The sequence below is a fragment of the Desulfosporosinus sp. SYSU MS00001 genome, from assembly GCF_049943955.1.
Classification (GTDB): Bacteria; Bacillota; Desulfitobacteriia; order Desulfitobacteriales; family Desulfitobacteriaceae; genus Desulfosporosinus.
The window spans coordinates 63,979-85,102 of record NZ_JBNFTW010000012.1 but is presented as its reverse complement, the minus strand read 5'-3'; the positions used below and the strand labels follow the sequence as shown (position 1 = coordinate 85,102).

The 21,124-nt window shown below is 40.4% G+C and carries 20 protein-coding genes; 11 read left to right on the top strand and 9 right to left on the bottom strand.

Annotation, left to right across the window (positions count from 1 at the left end):
* Window positions 1–86 precede the first annotated feature (86 nt).
* Complete coding sequence (locus tag ACPUYX_RS18230) at window positions 87–1,076, top strand: 4Fe-4S binding protein (RefSeq protein ID WP_426381048.1); 990 nt, start codon at window positions 87–89, stop codon at window positions 1,074–1,076.
* Window positions 1,077–1,250: 174 nt separating this feature from the next.
* Entirely contained in the window at window positions 1,251–2,600 is a 1,350-nt protein-coding gene (locus ACPUYX_RS18225; RefSeq protein ID WP_426381047.1) for an APC family permease, read from the top strand.
* A gap of 214 nt (window positions 2,601–2,814) precedes the next feature.
* Here the strand turns inward: ACPUYX_RS18225 and ACPUYX_RS18220 are convergent, their stop codons facing one another.
* The gene (locus tag ACPUYX_RS18220; protein ID WP_426381046.1) at window positions 2,815–2,958 is read right to left on the bottom strand and encodes a hypothetical protein; all 144 of its coding nucleotides are present in this window, start codon (window positions 2,956–2,958) and stop codon (window positions 2,815–2,817) included.
* A 616-nt stretch (window positions 2,959–3,574) separates the two neighbouring features.
* On the opposite strand from ACPUYX_RS18220, the gene ACPUYX_RS18215 reads away from it, so the two are divergent.
* From ACPUYX_RS18215 to ACPUYX_RS18205, 3 genes are all read left to right on the top strand, one after another.
* Window positions 3,575–3,982, top strand: a complete 408-nt coding sequence (locus ACPUYX_RS18215) for a hypothetical protein (RefSeq protein WP_426381045.1) — start codon at window positions 3,575–3,577, stop codon at window positions 3,980–3,982.
* 31 nt (window positions 3,983–4,013) lie between these two features.
* Window positions 4,014–4,970 (top strand): sulfite exporter TauE/SafE family protein, encoded by a 957-nt coding sequence (locus ACPUYX_RS18210; protein ID WP_426381044.1) that lies wholly within the window; start codon window positions 4,014–4,016, stop codon window positions 4,968–4,970.
* Between the two features lie 95 nt (window positions 4,971–5,065).
* Window positions 5,066–5,851: a DUF169 domain-containing protein gene (locus ACPUYX_RS18205; protein ID WP_426381043.1), complete on the top strand. Its 786-nt coding sequence runs from the start codon at window positions 5,066–5,068 to the stop codon at window positions 5,849–5,851.
* A gap of 286 nt (window positions 5,852–6,137) precedes the next feature.
* Here ACPUYX_RS18205 and ACPUYX_RS18200 read toward each other — a convergent pair whose 3' ends face one another.
* From ACPUYX_RS18200 to ACPUYX_RS18175, 6 genes are all read right to left on the bottom strand, one after another.
* Complete coding sequence (locus tag ACPUYX_RS18200) at window positions 6,138–8,429, bottom strand: hydratase (RefSeq protein ID WP_426381042.1); 2,292 nt, start codon at window positions 8,427–8,429, stop codon at window positions 6,138–6,140.
* A gap of 384 nt (window positions 8,430–8,813) precedes the next feature.
* A complete protein-coding gene (locus ACPUYX_RS18195; protein ID WP_426381041.1) occupies window positions 8,814–9,224 on the bottom strand; it encodes a hemerythrin domain-containing protein in 411 nt (136 codons plus the stop codon).
* A 57-nt stretch (window positions 9,225–9,281) separates the two neighbouring features.
* The gene (locus tag ACPUYX_RS18190; RefSeq protein WP_426381040.1) at window positions 9,282–9,479 is read right to left on the bottom strand and encodes a Spo0E family sporulation regulatory protein-aspartic acid phosphatase; all 198 of its coding nucleotides are present in this window, start codon (window positions 9,477–9,479) and stop codon (window positions 9,282–9,284) included.
* 363 nt (window positions 9,480–9,842) lie between these two features.
* Window positions 9,843–10,268: a universal stress protein gene (locus ACPUYX_RS18185; protein ID WP_426381039.1), complete on the bottom strand. Its 426-nt coding sequence runs from the start codon at window positions 10,266–10,268 to the stop codon at window positions 9,843–9,845.
* 50 nt (window positions 10,269–10,318) lie between these two features.
* Entirely contained in the window at window positions 10,319–10,885 is a 567-nt protein-coding gene (locus ACPUYX_RS18180) for an HPP family protein (protein ID WP_426381094.1), read from the bottom strand.
* Between the two features lie 287 nt (window positions 10,886–11,172).
* Complete coding sequence (locus ACPUYX_RS18175) at window positions 11,173–11,631, bottom strand: ferritin-like domain-containing protein (RefSeq protein WP_426381038.1); 459 nt, start codon at window positions 11,629–11,631, stop codon at window positions 11,173–11,175.
* Window positions 11,632–11,806: 175 nt separating this feature from the next.
* Here ACPUYX_RS18175 and ACPUYX_RS18170 point away from each other — a divergent pair, with 175 nt between their 5' ends.
* Window positions 11,807–12,301 (top strand): HD domain-containing protein, encoded by a 495-nt coding sequence (locus ACPUYX_RS18170; RefSeq protein ID WP_426381037.1) that lies wholly within the window; start codon window positions 11,807–11,809, stop codon window positions 12,299–12,301.
* Window positions 12,302–12,495: 194 nt separating this feature from the next.
* Here the strand turns inward: ACPUYX_RS18170 and ACPUYX_RS18165 are convergent, their stop codons facing one another.
* Together ACPUYX_RS18165 and ACPUYX_RS18160 are read right to left on the bottom strand one after the other, a co-directional pair.
* Window positions 12,496–13,872 carry a 4Fe-4S binding protein gene (locus tag ACPUYX_RS18165; protein ID WP_426381036.1) on the bottom strand — a complete coding sequence of 459 codons (1,377 nt, stop codon included), beginning with the start codon at window positions 13,870–13,872 and terminating at the stop codon, window positions 12,496–12,498.
* Between the two features lie 18 nt (window positions 13,873–13,890).
* Complete coding sequence (locus ACPUYX_RS18160) at window positions 13,891–14,478, bottom strand: hypothetical protein (protein WP_426381035.1); 588 nt, start codon at window positions 14,476–14,478, stop codon at window positions 13,891–13,893.
* A gap of 273 nt (window positions 14,479–14,751) precedes the next feature.
* On the opposite strand from ACPUYX_RS18160, the gene ACPUYX_RS18155 reads away from it, so the two are divergent.
* From ACPUYX_RS18155 to ACPUYX_RS18135, 5 genes are all read left to right on the top strand, one after another.
* A complete protein-coding gene (locus ACPUYX_RS18155) occupies window positions 14,752–16,101 on the top strand; it encodes a sigma-54-dependent transcriptional regulator (RefSeq protein WP_426381034.1) in 1,350 nt (449 codons plus the stop codon).
* Window positions 16,102–16,131: 30 nt separating this feature from the next.
* Window positions 16,132–17,259, top strand: a complete 1,128-nt coding sequence (locus tag ACPUYX_RS18150) for an ATP-binding protein (RefSeq protein ID WP_426381033.1) — start codon at window positions 16,132–16,134, stop codon at window positions 17,257–17,259.
* 432 nt (window positions 17,260–17,691) lie between these two features.
* The gene (locus ACPUYX_RS18145; RefSeq protein WP_426381032.1) at window positions 17,692–17,817 is read left to right on the top strand and encodes a hypothetical protein; all 126 of its coding nucleotides are present in this window, start codon (window positions 17,692–17,694) and stop codon (window positions 17,815–17,817) included.
* 303 nt (window positions 17,818–18,120) lie between these two features.
* Complete coding sequence (locus tag ACPUYX_RS18140; RefSeq protein WP_426381031.1) at window positions 18,121–19,902, top strand: G1 family glutamic endopeptidase; 1,782 nt, start codon at window positions 18,121–18,123, stop codon at window positions 19,900–19,902.
* Between the two features lie 120 nt (window positions 19,903–20,022).
* Complete coding sequence (locus ACPUYX_RS18135; protein WP_426381030.1) at window positions 20,023–21,075, top strand: metallophosphoesterase family protein; 1,053 nt, start codon at window positions 20,023–20,025, stop codon at window positions 21,073–21,075.
* The last annotated feature ends 49 nt before the right edge of the window (window positions 21,076–21,124 follow it).

Below are 21,124 nucleotides of genomic sequence, written 5' to 3'. Positions count from 1 at the left end.
GACTTATTTTAAGATGTGTTAAATTAGGGGTTGCTGAACAACCCCTAATTTAATGCAAACATGGGTTGCACAGAAGAGGTGCTTTAATGTTTTATAATTGTCAAATCGTATTTAATCACAATAATTGTCTCAATGGTAAAAAAGCTTCGGATAATATTTGCCGTTTATGTATTGACTCTTGTCCCCATCAAGCCATTTCTTTATATTTTGAACTCGACGCCAAACGCTGCACAGAGTGTGGGATTTGTATGGCCGTTTGTCCAAGTGATGGGTTTGTTCTCCGCAGTTCTGATCAGCTTCATGAATATATTCGAGCTTCCGGGAACGTTATTTTGAACTGTCCGCAAGCAATTCCAGCAGGTCAGGAAATTCCTTGTCTGGGTATTATCGATCGGGATTTGTGGCTGACTCTTATGTTGTATGCCCGGGAGAAGGAAGTGACGATCTTTACCGGAGTGTGTGCAGATTGTCCTGATAAAAACGCCTGCAGAATAAGCGTAGAAATGTTCAAAGAAGTGCATAATGCCTGGAAAGGTCATCCTCCAATAGGGATTAAAGTCGCGCCTGATGAGGGCAACAGGGACTCTGACCTCGGGGAAACGGTCTTATCTCAACGCCAGAAATTCGAAGCAATCTTTGCGAAGGCCGATTCTGAGGAAATGTATCATATACCTAAGACACGGCAACTCTTGAGCGAAACCTGGAAATCCCGTCAATCTGAGGTTAAAGCACTCCCGCTGCCTGTATTAAATGTAAATGAATATTGTACAGATTGCGGTGAGTGCCCAACGATTTGTCCGCAAGAGGCTTTAACGAAAAGGGAAAATGAAGAGCAATTATCCTTGATTTATGAACCCTTAAAATGCGTCCTCTGTCAGCGATGTATCAGTATATGTCGCTCTAAAGCTTTAAGTATAGAAGTTAAATCGTTGACGTATCGTTTGCTGACCGGCAAAGTTCTTTTATACCAAGGAAAGCGTCGGTTTTGCTCTCAGTGCGGCACGCGAGTATTTGATAACTTGGAGCCGCCAATGTGTATCGATTGCTTGTCACAACGTCCAACACTTGACAATTAGTTAAACAGTTCTTTTGTTTGGAGTATTTTTAACGGATCATTTCAATGATGCATTAATGTTAGGAAGTAAATTTTAGTTTTTTTGCAATATATTCATTATACTTAAAGGGAAATCAATATCTTTGTCGAAAAATATAGAGTTGCTGTTAAAAAAGAAAGGAAGGGTGATAACTAGTTGGAGAATGTCTTAGAAAAGAAGTATGGTCTTTTGACCGCAATTGCAATGGTCATCGGTATCGTTATTGGTAGCGGCGTATTCTTCAAAGCGGAAAAGATTCTCGTTGCTACGGGCGGCAATCTTCCCCTGGGAATATTGGCATGGGTTATAGGCGGTATCATTATGGTCGTCTGTGCTTACGTTTTCGCAATTATGGCTACGCGCTACGAAAAAGTTAATGGTCTTGTTGATTACGCTGAAGTTGCACTAGGGAGTAAGTATGGATATTTTGTCGGATGGTTTATGGCTACAATCTATTATCCTACGCTTACCTCAGTTCTTGCCTGGGTTTCTGCAAGATACACCTGTGTTCTATTAGGTTGGAATATTACAGGCGGAGAAGCTATGTCTATTTCAGGCTTTTTTCTCGTTGCCAGCTATGCTTTAAATGCTCTCTCGCCAAAACTGGCCGGTAAATTCCAAGTCTCAACCACAGTAATTAAAATTATTCCTTTGGTTCTAATGGCTCTCTTTGGAACGATTGTTGGTCTTAAAAACGGAATTTTAATAAGTAATTTTACTAGCGGTCCTATCGCAAAGGTTACCACCAGCAATCCCTTATTTACCGCAGTCGTTGCTACTGCTTTCGCTTACGAAGGATGGATTATTGCAACGAGTATTAATGCCGAGCTTAAAAATGCCAAAAAGAACTTACCTATAGCTCTTACCTTTGGAACGATCTTTGTGGTCTTACTCTATATCTTATATTATACAGGTCTTGCAGGCGCAGTAAGTAACAGCGTGATGATGAAAGGCGGCGAACAGGGCGCAAAATTAGCGTTCTCTACTGTTTTCTCAAACGCCGGCGGTGTCGTTCTGTTTGTTTTTGTTGTTATTTCCTGTCTGGGAACCCTAAACGGTCTGATGCTAGGCTGCACCCGCGGTTTATATTCTTTGGCCGCCAGGGATATGGGGCCGAAGCCGGAAGTGCTTAAAACCATTGACCAAAATTCAAATATGCCGACAAACTCTTCGATTTTCGGCCTTTTGTTAAGTGCTGTATGGCTTCTTTATTTCTTTGGAGCAAATTTGGTGCCGGTTTCGTGGTTTGGCCCCTTTAGCTTCGATAGCTCTGAACTTCCCATTGTAACGATTTATGCTATGTATATTCCGATTTTCGTCATGATGATGGCGAAGGAAAAATCCCTCAGCTTTTTTAAGCGTTTCTTTATGCCGGCACTCGCTGTATTAGCTTGCATCTTCATGGTGGTTGCTGCATGTTACGCTCATAGCAAGGAAATTCCTTATTATCTTATTATTTTCGCAGTAGTTATGGTTATCGGAGTAATTGTCAATAAGAAAAAATAATTTATTTCAATCGTCGTATGCTTTGTTTAAATTCTTCTTTATTAATGAAAAGGGTAACAATCACCCCGGGCTTGGTCACAGAAATTGTAAGCTAAGCTATGGGGTGATGATGATTTGGGTGTCTATGCGATTCTTATGATATGATCTTTTAATTTAAACATCAGATAAAAATGAAGCAGGCTATCACCTTAACAGATGATAGCCTGCTGTAATTCTAGAAGATAACGCCTAAAGCGATGAGAATTAAAGTTGCTATAGCGATAATTCCTACGCCTACACAGCGACCAACACCAAAGCCTGCGACCGGAGCGCAGCATGCTCCGCCAACACCGTAACCACCAACACCATATCCGTACATTATTTTATCTCCTTTCAGAATTAAAATACGATACCCATTGCAATAAGCAGAAGAATAATTACAACAACGATAGCAATTCCTGCTCCGAATCCTGTTCCACCAGCACCAGCAAAACCTGTTCCTAATGCCATTATTATTTCCTCCTTTACCAGTTATACCATAATATATGTAAGGTATGGAAACAGAGGAAATTGTCTCACTAAATATTTTGCCATCTATACCCATAATAAAGCTGTCTGGAACTAGTAATACAATCTGTTTAATGAGAAAATCCTTTGGAATAAGTATCGATGACACTAATTTTAGGTAGTATGGTAAAAAAGCTTGTATGTTTGATTTGATCTCGACTTCAACACTTAAATCGGGAGGATATTGAAAATATTCTTGCAGAGGAGACTAAAAAGATGTCATCTTCACGACAATATTAATGTCATGAAGATAACATCTTTTTAGTCACTCGTCTGACATTTGTGGGTATTATATCTTGTTATAATATACACAAGCTTAGGATATTGCGAGAAGGAGGTTGATGGCCGGGCAGATGTATAGGGATGCTAAAACTAGTCGTGAAGTTTAGGGGAAGAACAAAATTGTCCCAATAAGTGAGGTGTTAGTTATGTTGGCTGGGTTTGAAATTATTGATAAAGTATTACACCCTCACCGTAAGAAACAAGATAAACTAATGGCCAGGATGGTCGAATACCGGGAATTAGCTTCTTTAGCCTATGAACATGATAATAAGGACATGTACACGCTGCTGCAAAGGGAGCTAAACGAGATGTTCTGTGAATACTTGGCTTGGTCTTTTCTTGACGGCATTGGTGTTCTGATCCCCCACTTCTTTATCATGGGATTCATAAGTTTATGGCTGCCGTACTTTACGCTGCCCTTTGCTTTACCCGTGATCGGCAATCAGGTCTCTGTGATTGTCTGGTATCCGTTAGTAATGATTGCTTACTACGTTGGTCGCCGGTTGCTGCGCAAGTTTTCCGGCAGTGTTCAGGCTCATCCTGTAGCTCGATAAGCAGGATAAGAATTTTTGGAGGTGCAAAGAAATGTTCTTTCATATTGCGGGTGTTACTGTAAACCCTATCGTCGTTATTATCTGGATGGCATTTGTCGGATTCGTATTTTCGACCATTGGAGCTGCCGGCGGGATCTTGGCCGGTGTGGGACACATCACTATCTTTGGCATGAAAAAGGCTAATGTAATTAAACCTATGAACCAGATTCTCACGTTGGTCAGCCCGATCATCTCTACACCATTATATTTGCGGGAAAGACGCCTCGTAATTCCTGCAGCTGTAAGTTTAGGAGTGGGCGGTATCATCGGAGCATTGCTCGGTTCCTGGCTTTCCCACACTTATCTAAAGGAAATGGCCTCTTATCAGCCGGTCTTTGGTTTGATCACCTTCGTTATTGCTGGTCGTATGTGGTATGAAATGACTCCAAAATTCCGGGAAAAACAACAAAAAGTAAAAAAGGCAACTAAAGCATTTGAAGCAAAAGTTAAAGAGCTGAAAGCAGCCGGAAAAATGAGTGAGATTAAGGAAATTGGCGTTAACTTCAGCGAAATGGGCATCAACAACACCTTTACCTTTGCCGGAGAAACTTTCCGTTATAATACAATTGCTCCTTTCCTGGCCGGAGTTTTTGTTGCTATTATCTCAGCAGCACTCGGCGTTGGGGGCGGATTCCTTCTCGTACCATTCCTGAGCAGTGCACTTGGTTTCCCAATGTTCATCGTTGCAGGTACTTCGACCATGTCCATCGTAATTTCTTCTCTGACTAGTATTAGCAATTATCTCCGTATGGGAAGCAAACTGGATTTACCCATGGTTGGCTTTGAATTAATCGGTATCCTGGTTGGATCTTACCTTGGTCCTATTCTTTCTAAGTATATCAAAGGTATTTACCTCAAAGGCTTTTTGGCTGTAGTTCTCACATACATCGGTATTGGTTATGTATTTGGACCAATGATCCTGCACGCTTTTGGCTTCAGAATCATCTAATCTTGCCCTGCTAAACCAAGAAGGTGCTATATTATAGAAGACTATATTATATGTTAGAGAAGTTTCTGCTTCTAGTTTGAAAGGAGAAGATTAAATTGTCGAATACCAATACAGATATGACCTATGCCGAAGCACAGGAATTGTTTGAACGTCTGTTAAAACTTGATTATCATCCTGTTGCGATTAAGTTTTTTAAATCTGAAGAAGAAGCCAATAAATATCCAGCTGAAAAGAAGGCAGCTGCCAAAATGACATTCTGTCAGTTTACAGCGGCTTCCCGTATGGCCAATTACGTTTTAAAAGGAAATAACAACAATATTTTATGTGAAAATTGTCTAACCAGTTTTGGCTATACAGCTCCATCCGATGAAGAAGCAAAAGGCCATTTCAAATATGTTGTTGACGACGAATATGCTAAAGAAGTGATGGCAGGAAAACCGCGCATGCCGTTGGGGGAAGTAAAGGAATTTATGACCGCTCCGCTGGCCAAAACCCCGGTTGAACCTGATGTAGTTATGTTTGTCTGCAATCCGCTGCAAGCTTATCACATTCTAAATGATTTTGTTGGCGCTTATCATGTACATCCGCTTCAATTCAATTATACCGTTAATTCCGCCGTTTGCGGAGGTTCTGTGTGGTCCTATCTTAATCACAAACCAAATATGAACACCATGTGTTCCGGAAGTTATACTTCTGGCAAAACGGAAAAAGGGGAAGTCAACGTCTTTATCCCGGGCGATCAAATCCTTGGTGTGGCACGTCAATTAGCTCATCGTACGGAAGTAATGGGTGGCGCATCCTTCCCTTATAACGGTACCGAGTGGCCTGGACTCGATGCTTGTAAAAAATGCCCGATGATACGCTTCAAAGACGTCGAATAGGCCGAAAGCCCGAAGATATCAAGGGAATTATTCCAATTCACTAGCAATGTAGGCCGTGAAGAAAATTTCTTTACGGCCTTCTTAATTATTATAGTGGTCAGATTAAAATGTAAGGGATTTTGGACGTATTAGGACATATTAGTTTGCATAATTAGATTTATTATTTTAGCACTTATGATCAGTCTGATCAGAAAAAATTCAAGGGTGTAAATCGGCAGAAGCAGCCGATATTACACCCTTTACAATTATTATGCCCATTTGAACATTGGTTACTTATTACTATTGTTTACTTAGAATAATAGTTGATTAAGCATCCGCTAAGAATGATTTCTCTTTCTTCTTTGGTTAAATTGGTTAACATTAATTCTATTGTGCGATTCCCTTGAGGGCTAATAAGTTGAACAGGGAAGATTTCATCTCCATTCATTAACTTTTCCTTAACATTGGGGATAAAGATCAGATCGTCAACCCCAAAATCCATTTGCTCAGGATTACGCAGTGTAAAAGGCAGTATGCCCCAGTTGATTAAGTTACTGCGATAACGTTTGGTTGCATATTCTGTGGCAATATTAGCCCAACCGCCTAAAACCTTCTGGCAAGAAGCTGCTTGTTCCCTGGCCGAACCATCTCCGGGTTTTACCGCAAAAATGGTTGTGCCAATTCCGGTTTCTTTAAGAACTTCTTCCGCTTTTTCTAAAGGAAGGCTTGTTAGGAAAGCACAAAGTTCTTTTAATGAAGGGGATAGGAGTGAGGTACCACTAGAAACATAATTTTGACGTTCCAACTCTATTCTTTGAACGTCTTTAGCTCTTTGAACATATTGAGGGTCTTTTCTCGATAACGTGAATTCGGCAAGTTTGAGCGGATTTGAACGATAAGAAGATGTCTCGCCAGATGGAATTAGTTCATCAGTCGTTGTGACAGGATCATTAATCACACAAGCAACCTTTAACAGCAGATTCTCTGGCAGGGCAATCATCTTTGGCCACTCCGCGATATTAGGCCCGAATTTCAGACCTTTATCCGGCTGCGGTTGACTGAAGCCGTTATAGACCCTATTAGCGTAAATTTTACGGTCAAAGCTATAGGGTAAATCGACAGGAGTAAAATCAAGGTCAGTCGCAGGTGTTAAATATCCTCCGTTTACTGCAGTTGCAGCAATAGACCTGGCATCCATCAGAGCAACTGAGGAAAGCTGTCCATCACCGGGTTTTGATCCTTCACGATTGGGGAAGTTTCGAGTTGCATGTCTTATACTGAGATTACCGTTAGCCGGTACATCTCCCGCGCCAAAACATGGTCCGCAAAAGGCAGTTTTTATAATAGCTCCGGCAGTCATCAATTTGGCCATCGTTCCGTTTTTGACCAATTCAAGATAGATTGGCTGGCTTGCCGGATAAACACTTAAGGACAAGCTGTCATTACCTAAAGAATGATTTTCCACGATTGAGGCAACGTCAACGAGGTTTTCATAAGAACCGCCTGCACATCCGGCAACAATGGCCTGATCAACTTTTAATCTGCCCTTGTCAATATTCTTCGTTAAGTTAAAATGGATTGACGGATTATCGATTTGCTTTTGACCTTCTTCTTCTACAACTCGTAAGATATCAGAGAGGTTTTGGTTTAATTCAGCGATGGGAAACACATTGCTTGGATGAAACGGTAAAGCTATCATGGGGACGATTTTGTCCAGATCAACAATAACTGCTCCGTCGTAGTAAGCTATTTCTCCCGGTTCGAGCTTAGCATAAGATTCGGCACGTCCATGGATGGCAAAGTATTCCTTTACTTTATCATCTGTGGTCCAAATTGAACTTAAGCAGGTAGTTTCAGTAGTCATAACGTCAATGCCGTTTCTGAAATCCATCGACAAATTCTTAATTCCAGGGCCAACAAATTCCAGGACCTTATTTTTAACGAAACCACTCTTAAATACGGCACCGATAATAGCAAGGGCAATATCCTGCGGTCCTACACCCGGTCTGGGTTTTCCCTCTATATATACGGCAATAATTTCAGGGTAAGTTATATCATAGGTTTTTCCTAAAATCTGCTTAACTAATTCCGGTCCCCCTTCACCAATTCCCATCGTTCCTAGGGCCCCATATCTGGTATGACTGTCTGATCCAAGAATCATAGTTCCGCAGCGGGTCATTGTTTCTCTTACGTATTGATGAATGACAGCCTGATGAGCGGGAACATAGACGCCTCCGTATTTTTGGGCAGCCGATAGTCCGAAAACATGATCATCCTCATTAATCGTTCCTCCAACTGCACACAGGCTGTTATGGCAATTGGTTAAAGCATAAGGTATCGGAAACTTAGTCAGTCCGCTGGCACGAGCGGTCTGAATGATTCCTACATAGGTGATATCATGTGAAGCTAAAGCATCGAAGCGGATTTTTATCGTTTCATTGTCACCAGAAGTGTTGTGTTGCGAAAGTATTTTATACGCGATAGTATTTTTACGAGCACTTTGAGGTTCCAAGTTTCGATCAGCTATAGCGGTATTTTCTTTTTCAAACAAATCTTTTCCTTTTAAAAGATATGTTCCATGGTTAATAATACGAATCATAAATCCTCCTAAGAATAAAAATTATAGACTCTCGGTAGTCTCTAGTTAGATAATATGAGGCTTTTTAAACATCAATTTTAAATTCCATGAGTAAATATTTCTGAATTAAGTGAAAAATAGATATCGAAAACACATTAAATTAATAGTTGAGACGATAAACTTTCTTTTAATCACCCCAAAATTAGTATAAAAGAGACTTTAGGCTACGCAAGTTCATTCTAGATAAAGTAACTTTACTTTTGAAGCCGATTTTGTTAGTACTTTTTCTTATTGATTATATCATTAATTACCCTAAACCTAAGTAGTGACAAGAGAATAATACAGTATTATTTCGCTCGCTAAATTAACGGGTAGGGTGAATATACGTTACTGAGTTTATGGCTTTTAAAGGGTTTCTACTAGGGGATATAGCTGCTTGTCTTCATGATTAAGACGAATTCGTAAGTGGGAGATTAAAGAACGTGTTTCATTAATAAACTGGGTAACGTTTGTTCTAATTTGTGCACTCGAGATATATTTAGCCTTGTAGTTTGCAAACGACGCAGCAATATTTGCCATTTCTTCATTGAATAAATTAACAGTGGCTTTTAGACGCTCATCTTCTGATGCTTTTAAGGAGGGGTAAAGATAATCATCTTCCGACTTAAGATGGATCGACAGCTTTCCCGCCAGTGTGGCAATTTTTAAGGATATATCAAACGATTTAGCCGCCACGTCCTGAATTAATAGATTTTCGATTTCATTAATTAACAGAGTTATTTCTTGATGTTGTCTTTTAAGATTATCGAGGTTCATATGTAGGACACTCCTTTATTTAAAAAATTGTTTAATCTTTTGTTGTTTTCGACCGAGTTATTTCTGAACTATATCCAGGGAAAGCCTATAAAACTGATTTATAGATATATCCAAGTCCTGACTTAATTTTATAATTTCGGGATCGAGAAGCCCGTTTCTTCGTCTCACTTCACCAATTAGTTGCTTGCGTAGGTCCTCAATAGCAACGATTAACCTTTTGAGTTCCTTGTTTGAATCGTAGTTTAATTGTTTCATTACGTTCACCTCTATATTAACTATAACTTATGAAGGAAAAATAAGGTGTGACTCGAAACTCTGAATTGAGTGAGATTAATCATTAGCATCTGTGATTCATATCACGAAAGAGGCCTAAATCGCTTGAGTTTTGCGGATCAAAGGTCATTTTTGAGTAAAGTTTTTTGTATAAATAAGAAACCAATTACCCGGTAAGGACAATATGAAGATAATAATAATAATTACACCCTTCAACGTTTAGCGAAGGGTGTAACTTTACAGGGGAGCATTATAGTTTTATGTTGGATTATGAGTTTGTCTACAATTATGATAAAGGATATAGTTGCTTTATTAATATCTTAGAGGGGATATAAAAGAAAGTATTCACTTGACAATTAGAACTGGGCAAGTTGCCCCATGGAGTACGCGCTGGCTGACACTGCCCATAAGGGAGCCGCTTAAGGGGCCATAACCCCGGCTGCCCATCACGACAAGATCGATACGTTCTCTTTTTATTTCTTCAAGAATTGTTGCCGCGGGGTGGCCGGGTACTTGCTTTTTTTGCACGAAAACATGTTCACAATTAGTGCTGTTAAGGGTGCGAAGTAAAACTTGCTCTCCGCTGATATCAAATTGTTCTTGCGGTACCGGGACCCCTTGAGAGAGAACATAGCCTATTGCTTCCGGTGTAAATGTTACGTGGAAAAGTTCAATTTCTGAATTGAATTGTCGAGCTATTCCTACTGCTATAGCAAATGCTCTTTGGGAATTTTCCGAGGCATCCGTGGGCATCAAGATTTTTTTAAACATTTAAACCCCTCCTCAATAAACTAATGAAACCTTTCACTTTAAGATTTAAATTAAATCCAATAGCGAGGATAACTGCGATTGGGGGAAAGATTGTTAGTTATGATGGCGATTGTAATTAGAATGATCACTCCTGCTGCAACTGGAGTCAGTATGTATTGAGGTGTGGCTTTACTTAAAATTGCTACGAGGGCAGTTGCCCCACCAGGTGGGTGCGTGGTTTTGGTAATGAGCATGACGCCAAGAGCAATGGCTGTCCCTAAGGCAGCCGACCACCAAGTTAAACCGAAAAGTAGGTAAGTCGTAACACCGACTGCAGCCGAAAGAGTATGACCGAAAAAGACGTTACGTGGTTGAGAGAGAGGGGCATCAGGTACGCCATAAATTAAAACGGCGGAAGCACCAAAGGAGGCTACTAACATGGGCATGTTATAAACCATAGCCAAGATAGCAACAACTCCAATCCCTAAAAAAGATCCCAACCAGGAAATAAAAATGTCAAAGGGCGGAGGCGATTGTAAGGGTGCGGTTCTGGGGTATCCTCTCATTTTTAACAGGTATTTTACAATGGGGTGGACCTTAAGTTCATAGGTAGCTGTTGAATCATTTTCTTGCTCAATTGGAAACAATGATAACCAAACCTCCTGTTCTATATTTGATTTATAGAATACCCGAAAAAATAACGTTATGTAGTGACTTAGATCACAATTTCACATGTCCATTTCAATTATCATTAAAATTAGTAAAGGGTTAATTGAGTGAACTCGTTCAGCTAAAGCTAGCCCATAACAAATGCTATCGCGCGAAGGATGGACTTTGTCCTCTTCGAAGCAAGGTATGGGAATCACTCCTAAACGTAGTTGGAGTCTTAATTAACCTATATACTTATTCAAAGAATTTGTTCTTGTTAGTTGCAATTTGGTGCCTTTAGCCGGTCATTTAACCATAGATACTGTAAATACGATTCAAGTTGATTAGAGGAAGTAATTTCTTCTACGATAAAGTTTGATAAAATGTTATTCTCCCTCTCAAGTTTCGTTGTGAACTTAACATACCCCTCGTGTGATTTTTTCTCGATGACTTTAAAGGCTTTTATGGCCTCAAATTCATCGGCTACGTTTATGGTGATACCAAACATATTACCGATAATATCTCCGCCTTCGACTAAAAGAGAAGGTTTTGCCCCAAGATTACGGAGGATATTCTGAATCTTGTTTACGTGCTCCATCTCTAAATCCAGGAAATGTCGGAAGGTTCTTCTAAGATCTTTATCGCTATAATTCATAAAGCTCTTATACATGCCTAAGTGACCGTGTTCTAATGTTAAAATCTTGTTTAGTTCGTAAATTAATTCCTTTGTATCCATAGTAATCCTTCTTCTTTTTCTTTGTTTTAATTCGGGTATAGTTTAGCTGAATTATTATGCTCAGTTTTTGGCCATAAATTACAGTAACTATAACAATGAAAAGAAAAGGAAATATTTAAATCTTTAGCAAATAGAGCACATTAAACGAATTTCATCGACGAAAGGTAAGATTGATATGAATACTAATTTTCTGGTTAAAGATACGCTTCTTAAAATGATCAGGTATTTTGGAAATGATGTTAAACGAATCAATCATGCTATGAAAGTTCATAGCTTCGCAAAGGCAATAGGAGAAAGTGAGACAATTAGCGATGACCAGCTTCGGGTTTTGGAAGTGGCTGCAATACTACATGATATTGGGATAAAAGAGAGTGAGCGAAAATACAATTCATCATCGGGAACATACCAAGAGATCGAAGGTCCCCCGATAGCTCGTGAACTCTTGTCAGATTTTAAGCTGGAAAGTAAATTTGTTGACAGGATTTGTTTTCTCATTGGAAATCATCATACATATAGCAGAATAGATGGCATAGATTTTCAAATATTGATAGAGGCAGATTTGTTGGTAAACATTTTTGAAGACAGCTTGAGTGAACAAGCAATTAATCTATTAAAAGAGAAATATTTTAAGACTAAGGCTGGAATTTTTATATTGGAATGTATGTACTAGAGCTAATACTAGAAATTAATCATAAGGTACTCAAGAGACTGTAAGGGCTTTAATGAAAAGTATTTAACGTTATCGACCAATTTAAAGTCTAAATATCGTTAAGGGTAAACATAAGGACCTGCAAAGCGCTTCTTTGCAAGTCCTTATTTTAATCTTAGAAATTGGAAAATGCCAGGATGTTTTTGAATCAATGGTTACATTCGCATTGCCATCCGTACGGTAAAGGTTAAATAGTTTAAGACACCGAAGAGCAGGATGACAACAAGATAAGGCATAGAAACGGAAAGAGCTTTGCCCAAGCCGTAATTCTTCTTGGCGATACGGTAGGCCGTATACATGGAGCCAAGCGTTCCGGCAATGACTAAGAAATACTGCATTACTTGAATGATCGGGTCAGGAACGAATGAGGTTGAACCCTCGAGATGCACCCCAAAGAGTCCCATGAAGGTATAGTAGGTTGCTTTCCCTTCAGCCAGCAGATGAAATAGGTTATGGGCCATATGAGAGGCAAGGTCTAGGGGAATGACGGCGTAACCGAAGCGGGCAAAGGCAGTACGCAGTGTTTCACCTGTGAAGCGTTTGGAAAGAGCTGTTGCCGCGAAAAGAAGTAACACAGGAGTGGCCATAGCTAAGATAAAGAGCAGAGTGAAGGCGACATCTTGATTAGCGATACCTAAGGCCTTTTCTACCCATTTGAGGAAAGCAGGGTAAAAGTCCAACATGGTAACATTTTGTACGAAAACAATTCCCACGATAACAATGGCTAAGAAGGATTCTTCGAAACGAGCCCGGGTCATCGACCAGAACTCACTGGTTGGTTTACGGGGGGTTAAGCGAATTGAATCGTGGGGGCAATTCTTGATACAGCTGCCGCAGAGATTACAATTGGCGTTGTTTTCCATAGCCATCGGAAATTCAAACATCGGACATCCTGGCGCGTTAGCCCCACCCTTGTAACAATCACGTGTTTTACAGGTTTTACAAACATTCTTATCAGCGCGCAGTTCTAACATACCTGCTCGAGAATAGTTGCCGGATAAACTGCCGAGAAAACAGAGATAACGGCACCAGGTACGTCGTTCAAAAAGTAAGGCGCTTACCATAACTCCGCCTAAGATGAGCAATAAGAGAGTTCCGGACCCTCGAGGAGATTCAACAATCCCCCAAATATGATCGGACCAAGTGATCAAAATAAAGGTAATATCAATGATCCAAAGGCCATTTTTCTTAATAAAATTGGGAACTTTGAGATTAGCCCCGAAAAGCTTTTGTGTTAAGTCACTTACCCAGGCAAATGGGCAAATTCCGCACCAGAAGCGTCCCAGGAGGAAAAAGAAAAAAGGGATTAACGGCCACCAAAGAACCCAGGTTGCAGCAGAACCAAAGTTATTGTCAACTGCAGAAGGTCCTGCGAGGGTCTCAAACATAATAACAGCAAAAACGATTACCGTAATCCATTGGAAAATTCGAGGATAAAAGTAGCTCGTGAGAAATCGTTTAAGCCAGCGAATGTTAAGGAGATTCGTCGGTTGTTTAGAGGGTTGCGTGTGGAGGGAATTTGTTGAAGACATTTCCACGCCTCGACTTTCCTAATATTTCTTCCGTTTTAAGACCGCAGCAACAATTCCGGCAATGATGACGACACCGGCGACACTGCCAATAAGCACATAATTAGGTCCTGGTTTGCCTACAGTTATTGGAAAATTGACGGTACTTTGACCTAATGATGAAGAGATAGTAATAGCTTGGCTCCATTGTCCAGGCTGGTTAAATGTCATGTTTTCCATCATATAGGAACCAGGCTCCATGGACATTGACCCCATGGAAGATTGTTCCTGCATGGCCATTCCGCTTTGGTTATCCATGCTCGATGACATGTTCATGCCTGACATATTTCCGCCATCATTGGAGTTAGAGCCCGTCATGGTGGGGTTGCTCATTGTAACTTTTGCTCCGGTTACGGGCTGTCCGGTTGCCTTATTCTTAACGATAATGGTCATCGTTCCGGATTGGTTAACCATAGGTGTTTCCGGATTCATTTGCAGAATAACATGGTATGGTCCGGCGTCTTGCTCCAGTTGAGTTGCAGCGTAAGTATTGGCTGCAAACATAGGAGTCAAGAGTAATAAGGATAAGGTAAGAAGGATTTTCATAAGAGGTTTTCTTGATAGAATCATAAAGCACGCTCCTTAAAATTTTTACATGAACTATCATTGCAAAAGCCATGCCAAGTTGCACTTTCTATCAAATTATGCTGTAATAGCACTATGATTATATAAGTTTGTCGATTTTTATCAGTCTTTTCGTACATCCTGGCTATCTAACAGCCATTTCTCTAAGAAGCTATCAGATTTATAAAATAATGAAGTACAAAAAAGGTGTGGGAAAAGACACAGTTTACTGCGTCTTTTCCCACACCATTCTAAGTACAGGCCTAAGGGGATGAAATTGTGCGGCGGATATTAGTTGCCGATGATGAAGTAAATATGCGCTGGGTTTTAGAACGAGCCTTAGTAAAAGCAGGGTATGATGTTGAAACAGCAGAAGATGGGCAGTTAGCCATAGATCGGGCACTATCAGAGCGGCCGGACCTCGTTCTTGTTGATTTAAAGATGCCAAAAGTTGATGGGTTAAGTGTGCTGCGAAGGCTAAAAGAACATTATCCTGATTTACTCATTGTCATGATGACGGCGCATGGGAGTACGGAAACAGCGATTGAGGCGATGAAGGCAGGGGCCCATGACTATCTAATGAAACCTTTTGAGATCGATGAACTTCTCATCACCCTTGCAAAGGCCTTAGAGATAGAAAGTTTGCGTGAGCAGGTGGACTACCTAAAGGGGGAGGTTCAGCCTAATCGCTGGCAATTGGTCGGAAACAGCGGCAAGCTGCAAACATTAAAACTCCTGGTGGAACGGGTTGCTCCAACACCAGCAACGGTTCTTATTCAAGGTGAGTCTGGTACGGGGAAAGAATTGGTCGCCCATGCTATTCATACCCTAAGTGCCAGGGCTGATGGGCCGTTTATCCGAGTCAATTGTGCTGCATTGACCGAAACGTTATTGGAAAGTGAATTATTTGGTCACGAGAAAGGTGCTTTTACTGGAGCCCATACACGCAGAACCGGGCGTTTTGAATTAGCAGACGGCGGAACGCTTTTTTTGGATGAGATCGGGGAGCTGTCGTTTAATGTTCAAGCAAAGCTATTGCGGGTACTTCAAGAACGGACATTTGAACGAGTCGGCGGCGAAAAAACCATTCAGGTTGACGTAAGGATTATCGCCGCCACGAATCGCGATTTGTTAAGAGAGGCGCAAGAAGGACGGTTTCGCGAAGATTTATATTATCGCTTGAATGTCTTTCCAATCGTCGTTCCTCCCCTGAGAGAACGACGTGAGGATATCTCCGTCCTTGTGGAACATTTTTTAGACAAACTCAGAGTTTATGGCAAAAAAAAGATTCTTGGACCGGGAGTTCTTGATCAACTAATGGCATACACTTGGCCGGGAAATGTGCGCGAACTTGAAAATGTCATTGAACGAATGGTTATTATATCACAGGAAGCTATAATTGGCCTGGATGGGGTGCCCGCCTTTAATACGTCCAGTCTGTTTGAGAAGAGTTCTTATCCCTTTATACTCCCATCTGAGGGTATATCTCTGGAAGAGATTGAAAAGTCCTTTATACGCCAAGCCCTGGAACAAACAGATGGAAATCAAAGCCAGGCTGCCAAAAAACTGGGACTTTCCCGTTATGCTTTCTTGTACCGTTTGGAAAAATACGGGTTAAATCTTCGTTAAGATTGCCGAACCTTGAGAGGAGCGCTTTTGTTGCAAAGCTATAAACTCGATCTCAAAAATCGTCATCGAGTCTATTTCGATTTTCTGATCATAAGCGTCGTAATTATCATTTTAACGGTTATTCACTATACGACTTACCATTACACCATGAATTATCACATCATGTTGCAATTTGCCTATTATCTCCCCGTGATTTACGCAGCTATGCGTTTCGGTTTAGTCGGCGGAATTATATCTGGGTTATCGATAACTCTTCTGATTCTGCCGTTTATGACGTATTTTAACACAATGGCAATGGCTTCATCTGCTATGCTGACTCAATGGGTGGAAATTGGCCTAATTAATGGTATTGGTTGGTTAACCGGTTTTCTAATTGAACAGGAGCGGAAAGCGTCACGCAAGCATCAACTCGCCCTTCAAATTCAAAAAGAGTTAGTCGAAAAATTGAAACGAGAAAGTTTAGAACGCGAACGCTTGCAGAGGGAAATCCGGCAAACTGAACGGTTAACTGCGCTTGGGCATTTGAGCGCCGGACTGGCGCATGAAATACGCAATCCTCTAGGGATTATGAAAGTAAGTATTCAGCTTCTGGCCCAAGACAAGCGAGAAGATAGGGAAGTATTAGAATATTGTCGTGTGCTTCTAGAAGAGTGCGAACGTTTAAATCGGTTAGTTAGTGAGTTTTTAAGTTTTGCTCGTCCTAAAGAATTAGTTCGGGAAAAAATTAAATTAGGGAAACTTTTGGAGGAAGGAGTGTCGTTGATTCAACCTGCTCTGCGGCAGCATCGGATTAAATTATCTCAAACCAGAGAACAAGTTGATGATTGCGTGGTCGAAGTAGATTCTGATCAGATTAAACAAGTTATTTTAAATATCTTACTCAATGCCATAGATGCCCAAAGAGAAGGCGGGAGGATTCTTTTGGAGGGGATACAACAAGAAGACTTTGTTGGATTTGCCGTTAGTGACGAAGGGCGAGGGATTCCGCCCGATATCTTACCTTACATCTATGACCCCTTTTTTACGACCAAGGAGAAGGGAACTGGATTAGGCTTATCGGTAGTACATCGCATTCTTGATCAACACAGCGGGAAGATATTCGTTTCCAATCGAAGTGAGAGAGGAACGAGAGTCGAAATTTTGCTGCCACCTTCATAAAAGAAATTCACAAGAGCATTCCTCAATGATGATAAAAAAGCTTCCTTACGGATTAAGAACAAGATCATTACCTGTAAGGAAGCTTTTTCACGACCTGCACCAGACAAGTATAAATTCCATATTATGGTAATGTAATAATTGGAGGTGATAAAATGTTCGGTTTTGGACCATGGGGTTGGGGCTTCGGATTTGGATTCCGTCCGTTTTGGGGAGGCTTTTGGTGGTAAATCACTAAAACTTGATTATTAACCATCCATCTTATTAGTACTTTGATTTTGTTTGATAGGGAGGAAAATTAAATGGCGTTTGGAGCAGCAGGTTGTGGAACAGGTGTTGGCTGGGGCGCTGGCATCGGGATTGTTGTAGTAATTATCTTATTATTAATCGCTTTAGGTATCGTCTTTTAAGAAATTTAAAAAGGGGGAACAACAAATGTACGGTTACGGTGGATTTGGCTACGGCGGATGTGGCTGCGGTGGTTTCGGCGGAAGCTGTATTGGAGCGGGGATTATTGCAATTGCAATTCTTATCTTAATCGCACTGGGTGTAATCTTCTAGAATAATTTCACTCTGCTGGCGATCGGAACGGTAAAAATATTAGAGTCTCAAAATTGCCGGCCATATTATTATGGTCGGCTCAAAACAAAGCATCAAGTGATGTTCGAGCTTTGCACCTTGAATTTTGCGTTTAATTCAGGTGCTTTTTTGTTTTTTGGAATTTAAAGGTCAAAAACTTTCAATTTCGTTTTACTGTTTTACCATAAATTCTTAATGAAAATTTCAAACTATTGTTTTATAATTAACTTCTCATTTCAATGATTATCTTAATAATAAATGGAAATCATAAGAGAGGATTTAAAAATGAAAAAGTTAACAAAGTTAGTTGCTTTTTTTGCTTTGATAATAATTGCTTTTAATATGTTTCCGCAAACAGTATTAGCAGATTCGGCTTTTCCAACTAGAATTTCTGGGTCTACCCAATATGATACTGCGGCCCAAATCGCCGATCAAGGTTGGGGAATTTCAGGTTCGAGTACTGCTGTATTAGCGGCAGGTATGACCGGGCCAACCTTAGTAGACGCCCTTTCCGCTGGATCTTTAGCTTCAGCTTTAAATATCCCTATTATTTTAACCCAAGGAAATACTCTAATCCCTGTTGCAGCCAATGAGTTGACAAAACTACATGTTACAAAAGTTTACGTGACGAGTGGAATTGCAGTAATCCAACAACCTGTTTTAGATGCACTTAAAGCATTGAATATTTCGGTTGTACCTTTAGGCGGGTACAATGCTTCGGAAACATCTGTCAATATTGCCCAAGAAATGGCCAAATCAACTTCGATTAATGGATTCGTCTTAACCGGTGGTTCAGGGGCTGATGCCATATCAGCAGCATCCATTGCAGGAGCAAATAAGATGCCAATACTTTATACGGATAATGCAGATTCGCTGCCAACTAGTATTGGAACCTATTTAACGGGAGTTACCGGTGTGAAAAACTATTATATAATCGGTGGAACTGCGGTTATTAGTAACGCCGAAATGGCCCAATTCTCCGCCAGCTCTGTTCGTTATGCCGGATATGATGCCTATGACACTAATCTTTCAGTGCTTCAAGGTTTTGATGCTGATATCAATTATGCCAATATCTTTGTTGCTAACGGCCGAACTCTTGTTGACGGATTAGCTAGTGTACCCTTGGCAGCTGGTATGAAGGCGCCAATCGTTTTAACAGATGGAACTAATGTTAAAGCCGGAAATTATGTCCATAGCAAACTGACCTCGACAAGTGTTGTAACTGCTTTGGGCGGTCCAGCAGTAGTTTCTGCAAATGCTCTAAATGTAATATCAACTGGCTCTTCAGCTCCATCAGTAGGGGGTACGCCGGTGACTTCGACGAATCTGCCTGCCAATACGCAAAAATCCGGTAATTGGGCGGGATACGTTGATACGCCTTATGTCGGCAGCAGGTATACCAGTGTATCAGGCAGTTGGACAGTGCCTGATATCTCCGAGAGTCAACAAGATGCATCTTCTGCACAATGGATTGGTTTGGGTGGAGTAAATTCATCAGACCTTTTACAGATGGGAACGATGGAAGAAATAATCAATGGGCAAGCTGTAGCAGAAGTGTTTTGGGAGCAGTTGCCTGCACCTGCTCAAATTGTAATGACTGTCCCCATTGGTTCTACTATCAAGGCCAATATTTCTCAATCGGCTGATTCAAGCTCAGTTTGGGATTTAACCTTTACTGTAAACGGTAAATCCCAAACTGGAACAATTCCTTCAGTAACACTTGCTCCATCATATATACAGGGAATAGAAACAACAGCCGAATGGATTAGCGAAGATCCTTCAAATGAAAATGATCAATTGTACCCTTTAGCAAACATGGGTACTGTATCGTATCAGTCTGCAACAGTCAATGGTCAGTCATTGTATTCCGCAGGTCATGTTGAACCAGTTGCTATGGTATCACAAAGTGGATATTTAATGATTGCTCCTTCCATATTAGGGGCAGATGGGCAGTCATTCTCAACATCGGTAATTAGCACTATGAATAATACAACTTTAATTCAGTGGAAGGGTAATCAAGGTAATCTGAGATCTCAAGTAAATCTAGGACAGAAGGTCTGTAAATAAGCCATCCCTTGTATTACAAACCAAGGAGATGGCTGCTTTTTATTTTATTTAATTGACGGTTATAAAACAAAGTTAATATGCCAGACTAACAATTATAGATTTAAGCCCGGAGGATAAATGGTGTTCATAAAACGAAAAAATCTAGGAGTTGTTTTATTAGTACTGCTAATATTTAGTTCCCTTATATTTTTCTTAAAAGCCTCAAGTATACGTTACCAAAGGAATTCTTTAAAGCCTAAGTTAGTTGCTCCCCAAGTCCAGGCTTCTGGTTCAGCCGTAAAAGAAAAACCAATTTTGACATTTGGAGTCGTTAGTGATATTCATGTCCAAGCCAAGAATAAAATAGCGAAGTTGAAGTTCTTAAAAATGCTGAGTGATGTAAAAGAACACCTCAATATTCATACTTTAATTATTAATGGCGATTTAGGAAATGGAAGTTCGTCCGATTATGCTGCCCTCCGAAAACTTATAGGTTCACAGGCCAATTACCTGAAAATATTCTATACAATTGGGAATCACGAATTTTATCAAGCTTATGTAAATCCGAAAACCAAATGTTGGAGTCCTAAAACCTTTCCGAATAATGAATCAGACCAAACTGCAATCAACAGATTTTTAAGTTATACAGGACAATCAAACGTATATTATGACAACTATATTTCCGGGTATCACTTTATTTTTCTTGGTTCAGAAAAGTCGGCATTAAGTGGCAAAAGATACCGGGATAAGACTTATCTATCAACGACACAAATAGCTTGGTTTCAGAAAAAGCTTAAGGAAAACTATGTTCCACATAAGCCGATCTTTGTTTTCTTACATCAACCCTTTCCCTCTACGACTTCGAGTAAAGAGTATCGCTCGATACATAATTACGTACTACAGGAGGATCAACTCAGAACGTTATTAAGTAACTATCCGGAAGTCATCGTATTTAGCGGTCACACCCACTGGCTCTTGGGACAGGGGCGGGAAATTATGCAGGGACCGTTTATCGTTGTGAATGATTCCTCAGTAGAAATGCCGGTAGATCATAACGGTGTGAAAGAATCTAAGGAGAGTCAGGGCCTTCAGGTGACAGTTTATAAAGATCAGGTCGTCATTCAAGGAAGGGATTTTGCAAATAATACCTGGATTACCAAGGCAATACACAAAATCAATTTGTCAAAAGAATAATTAGAACCCCAAAAATATCTGGGGATAGATGATCTGAATGAGAAACACG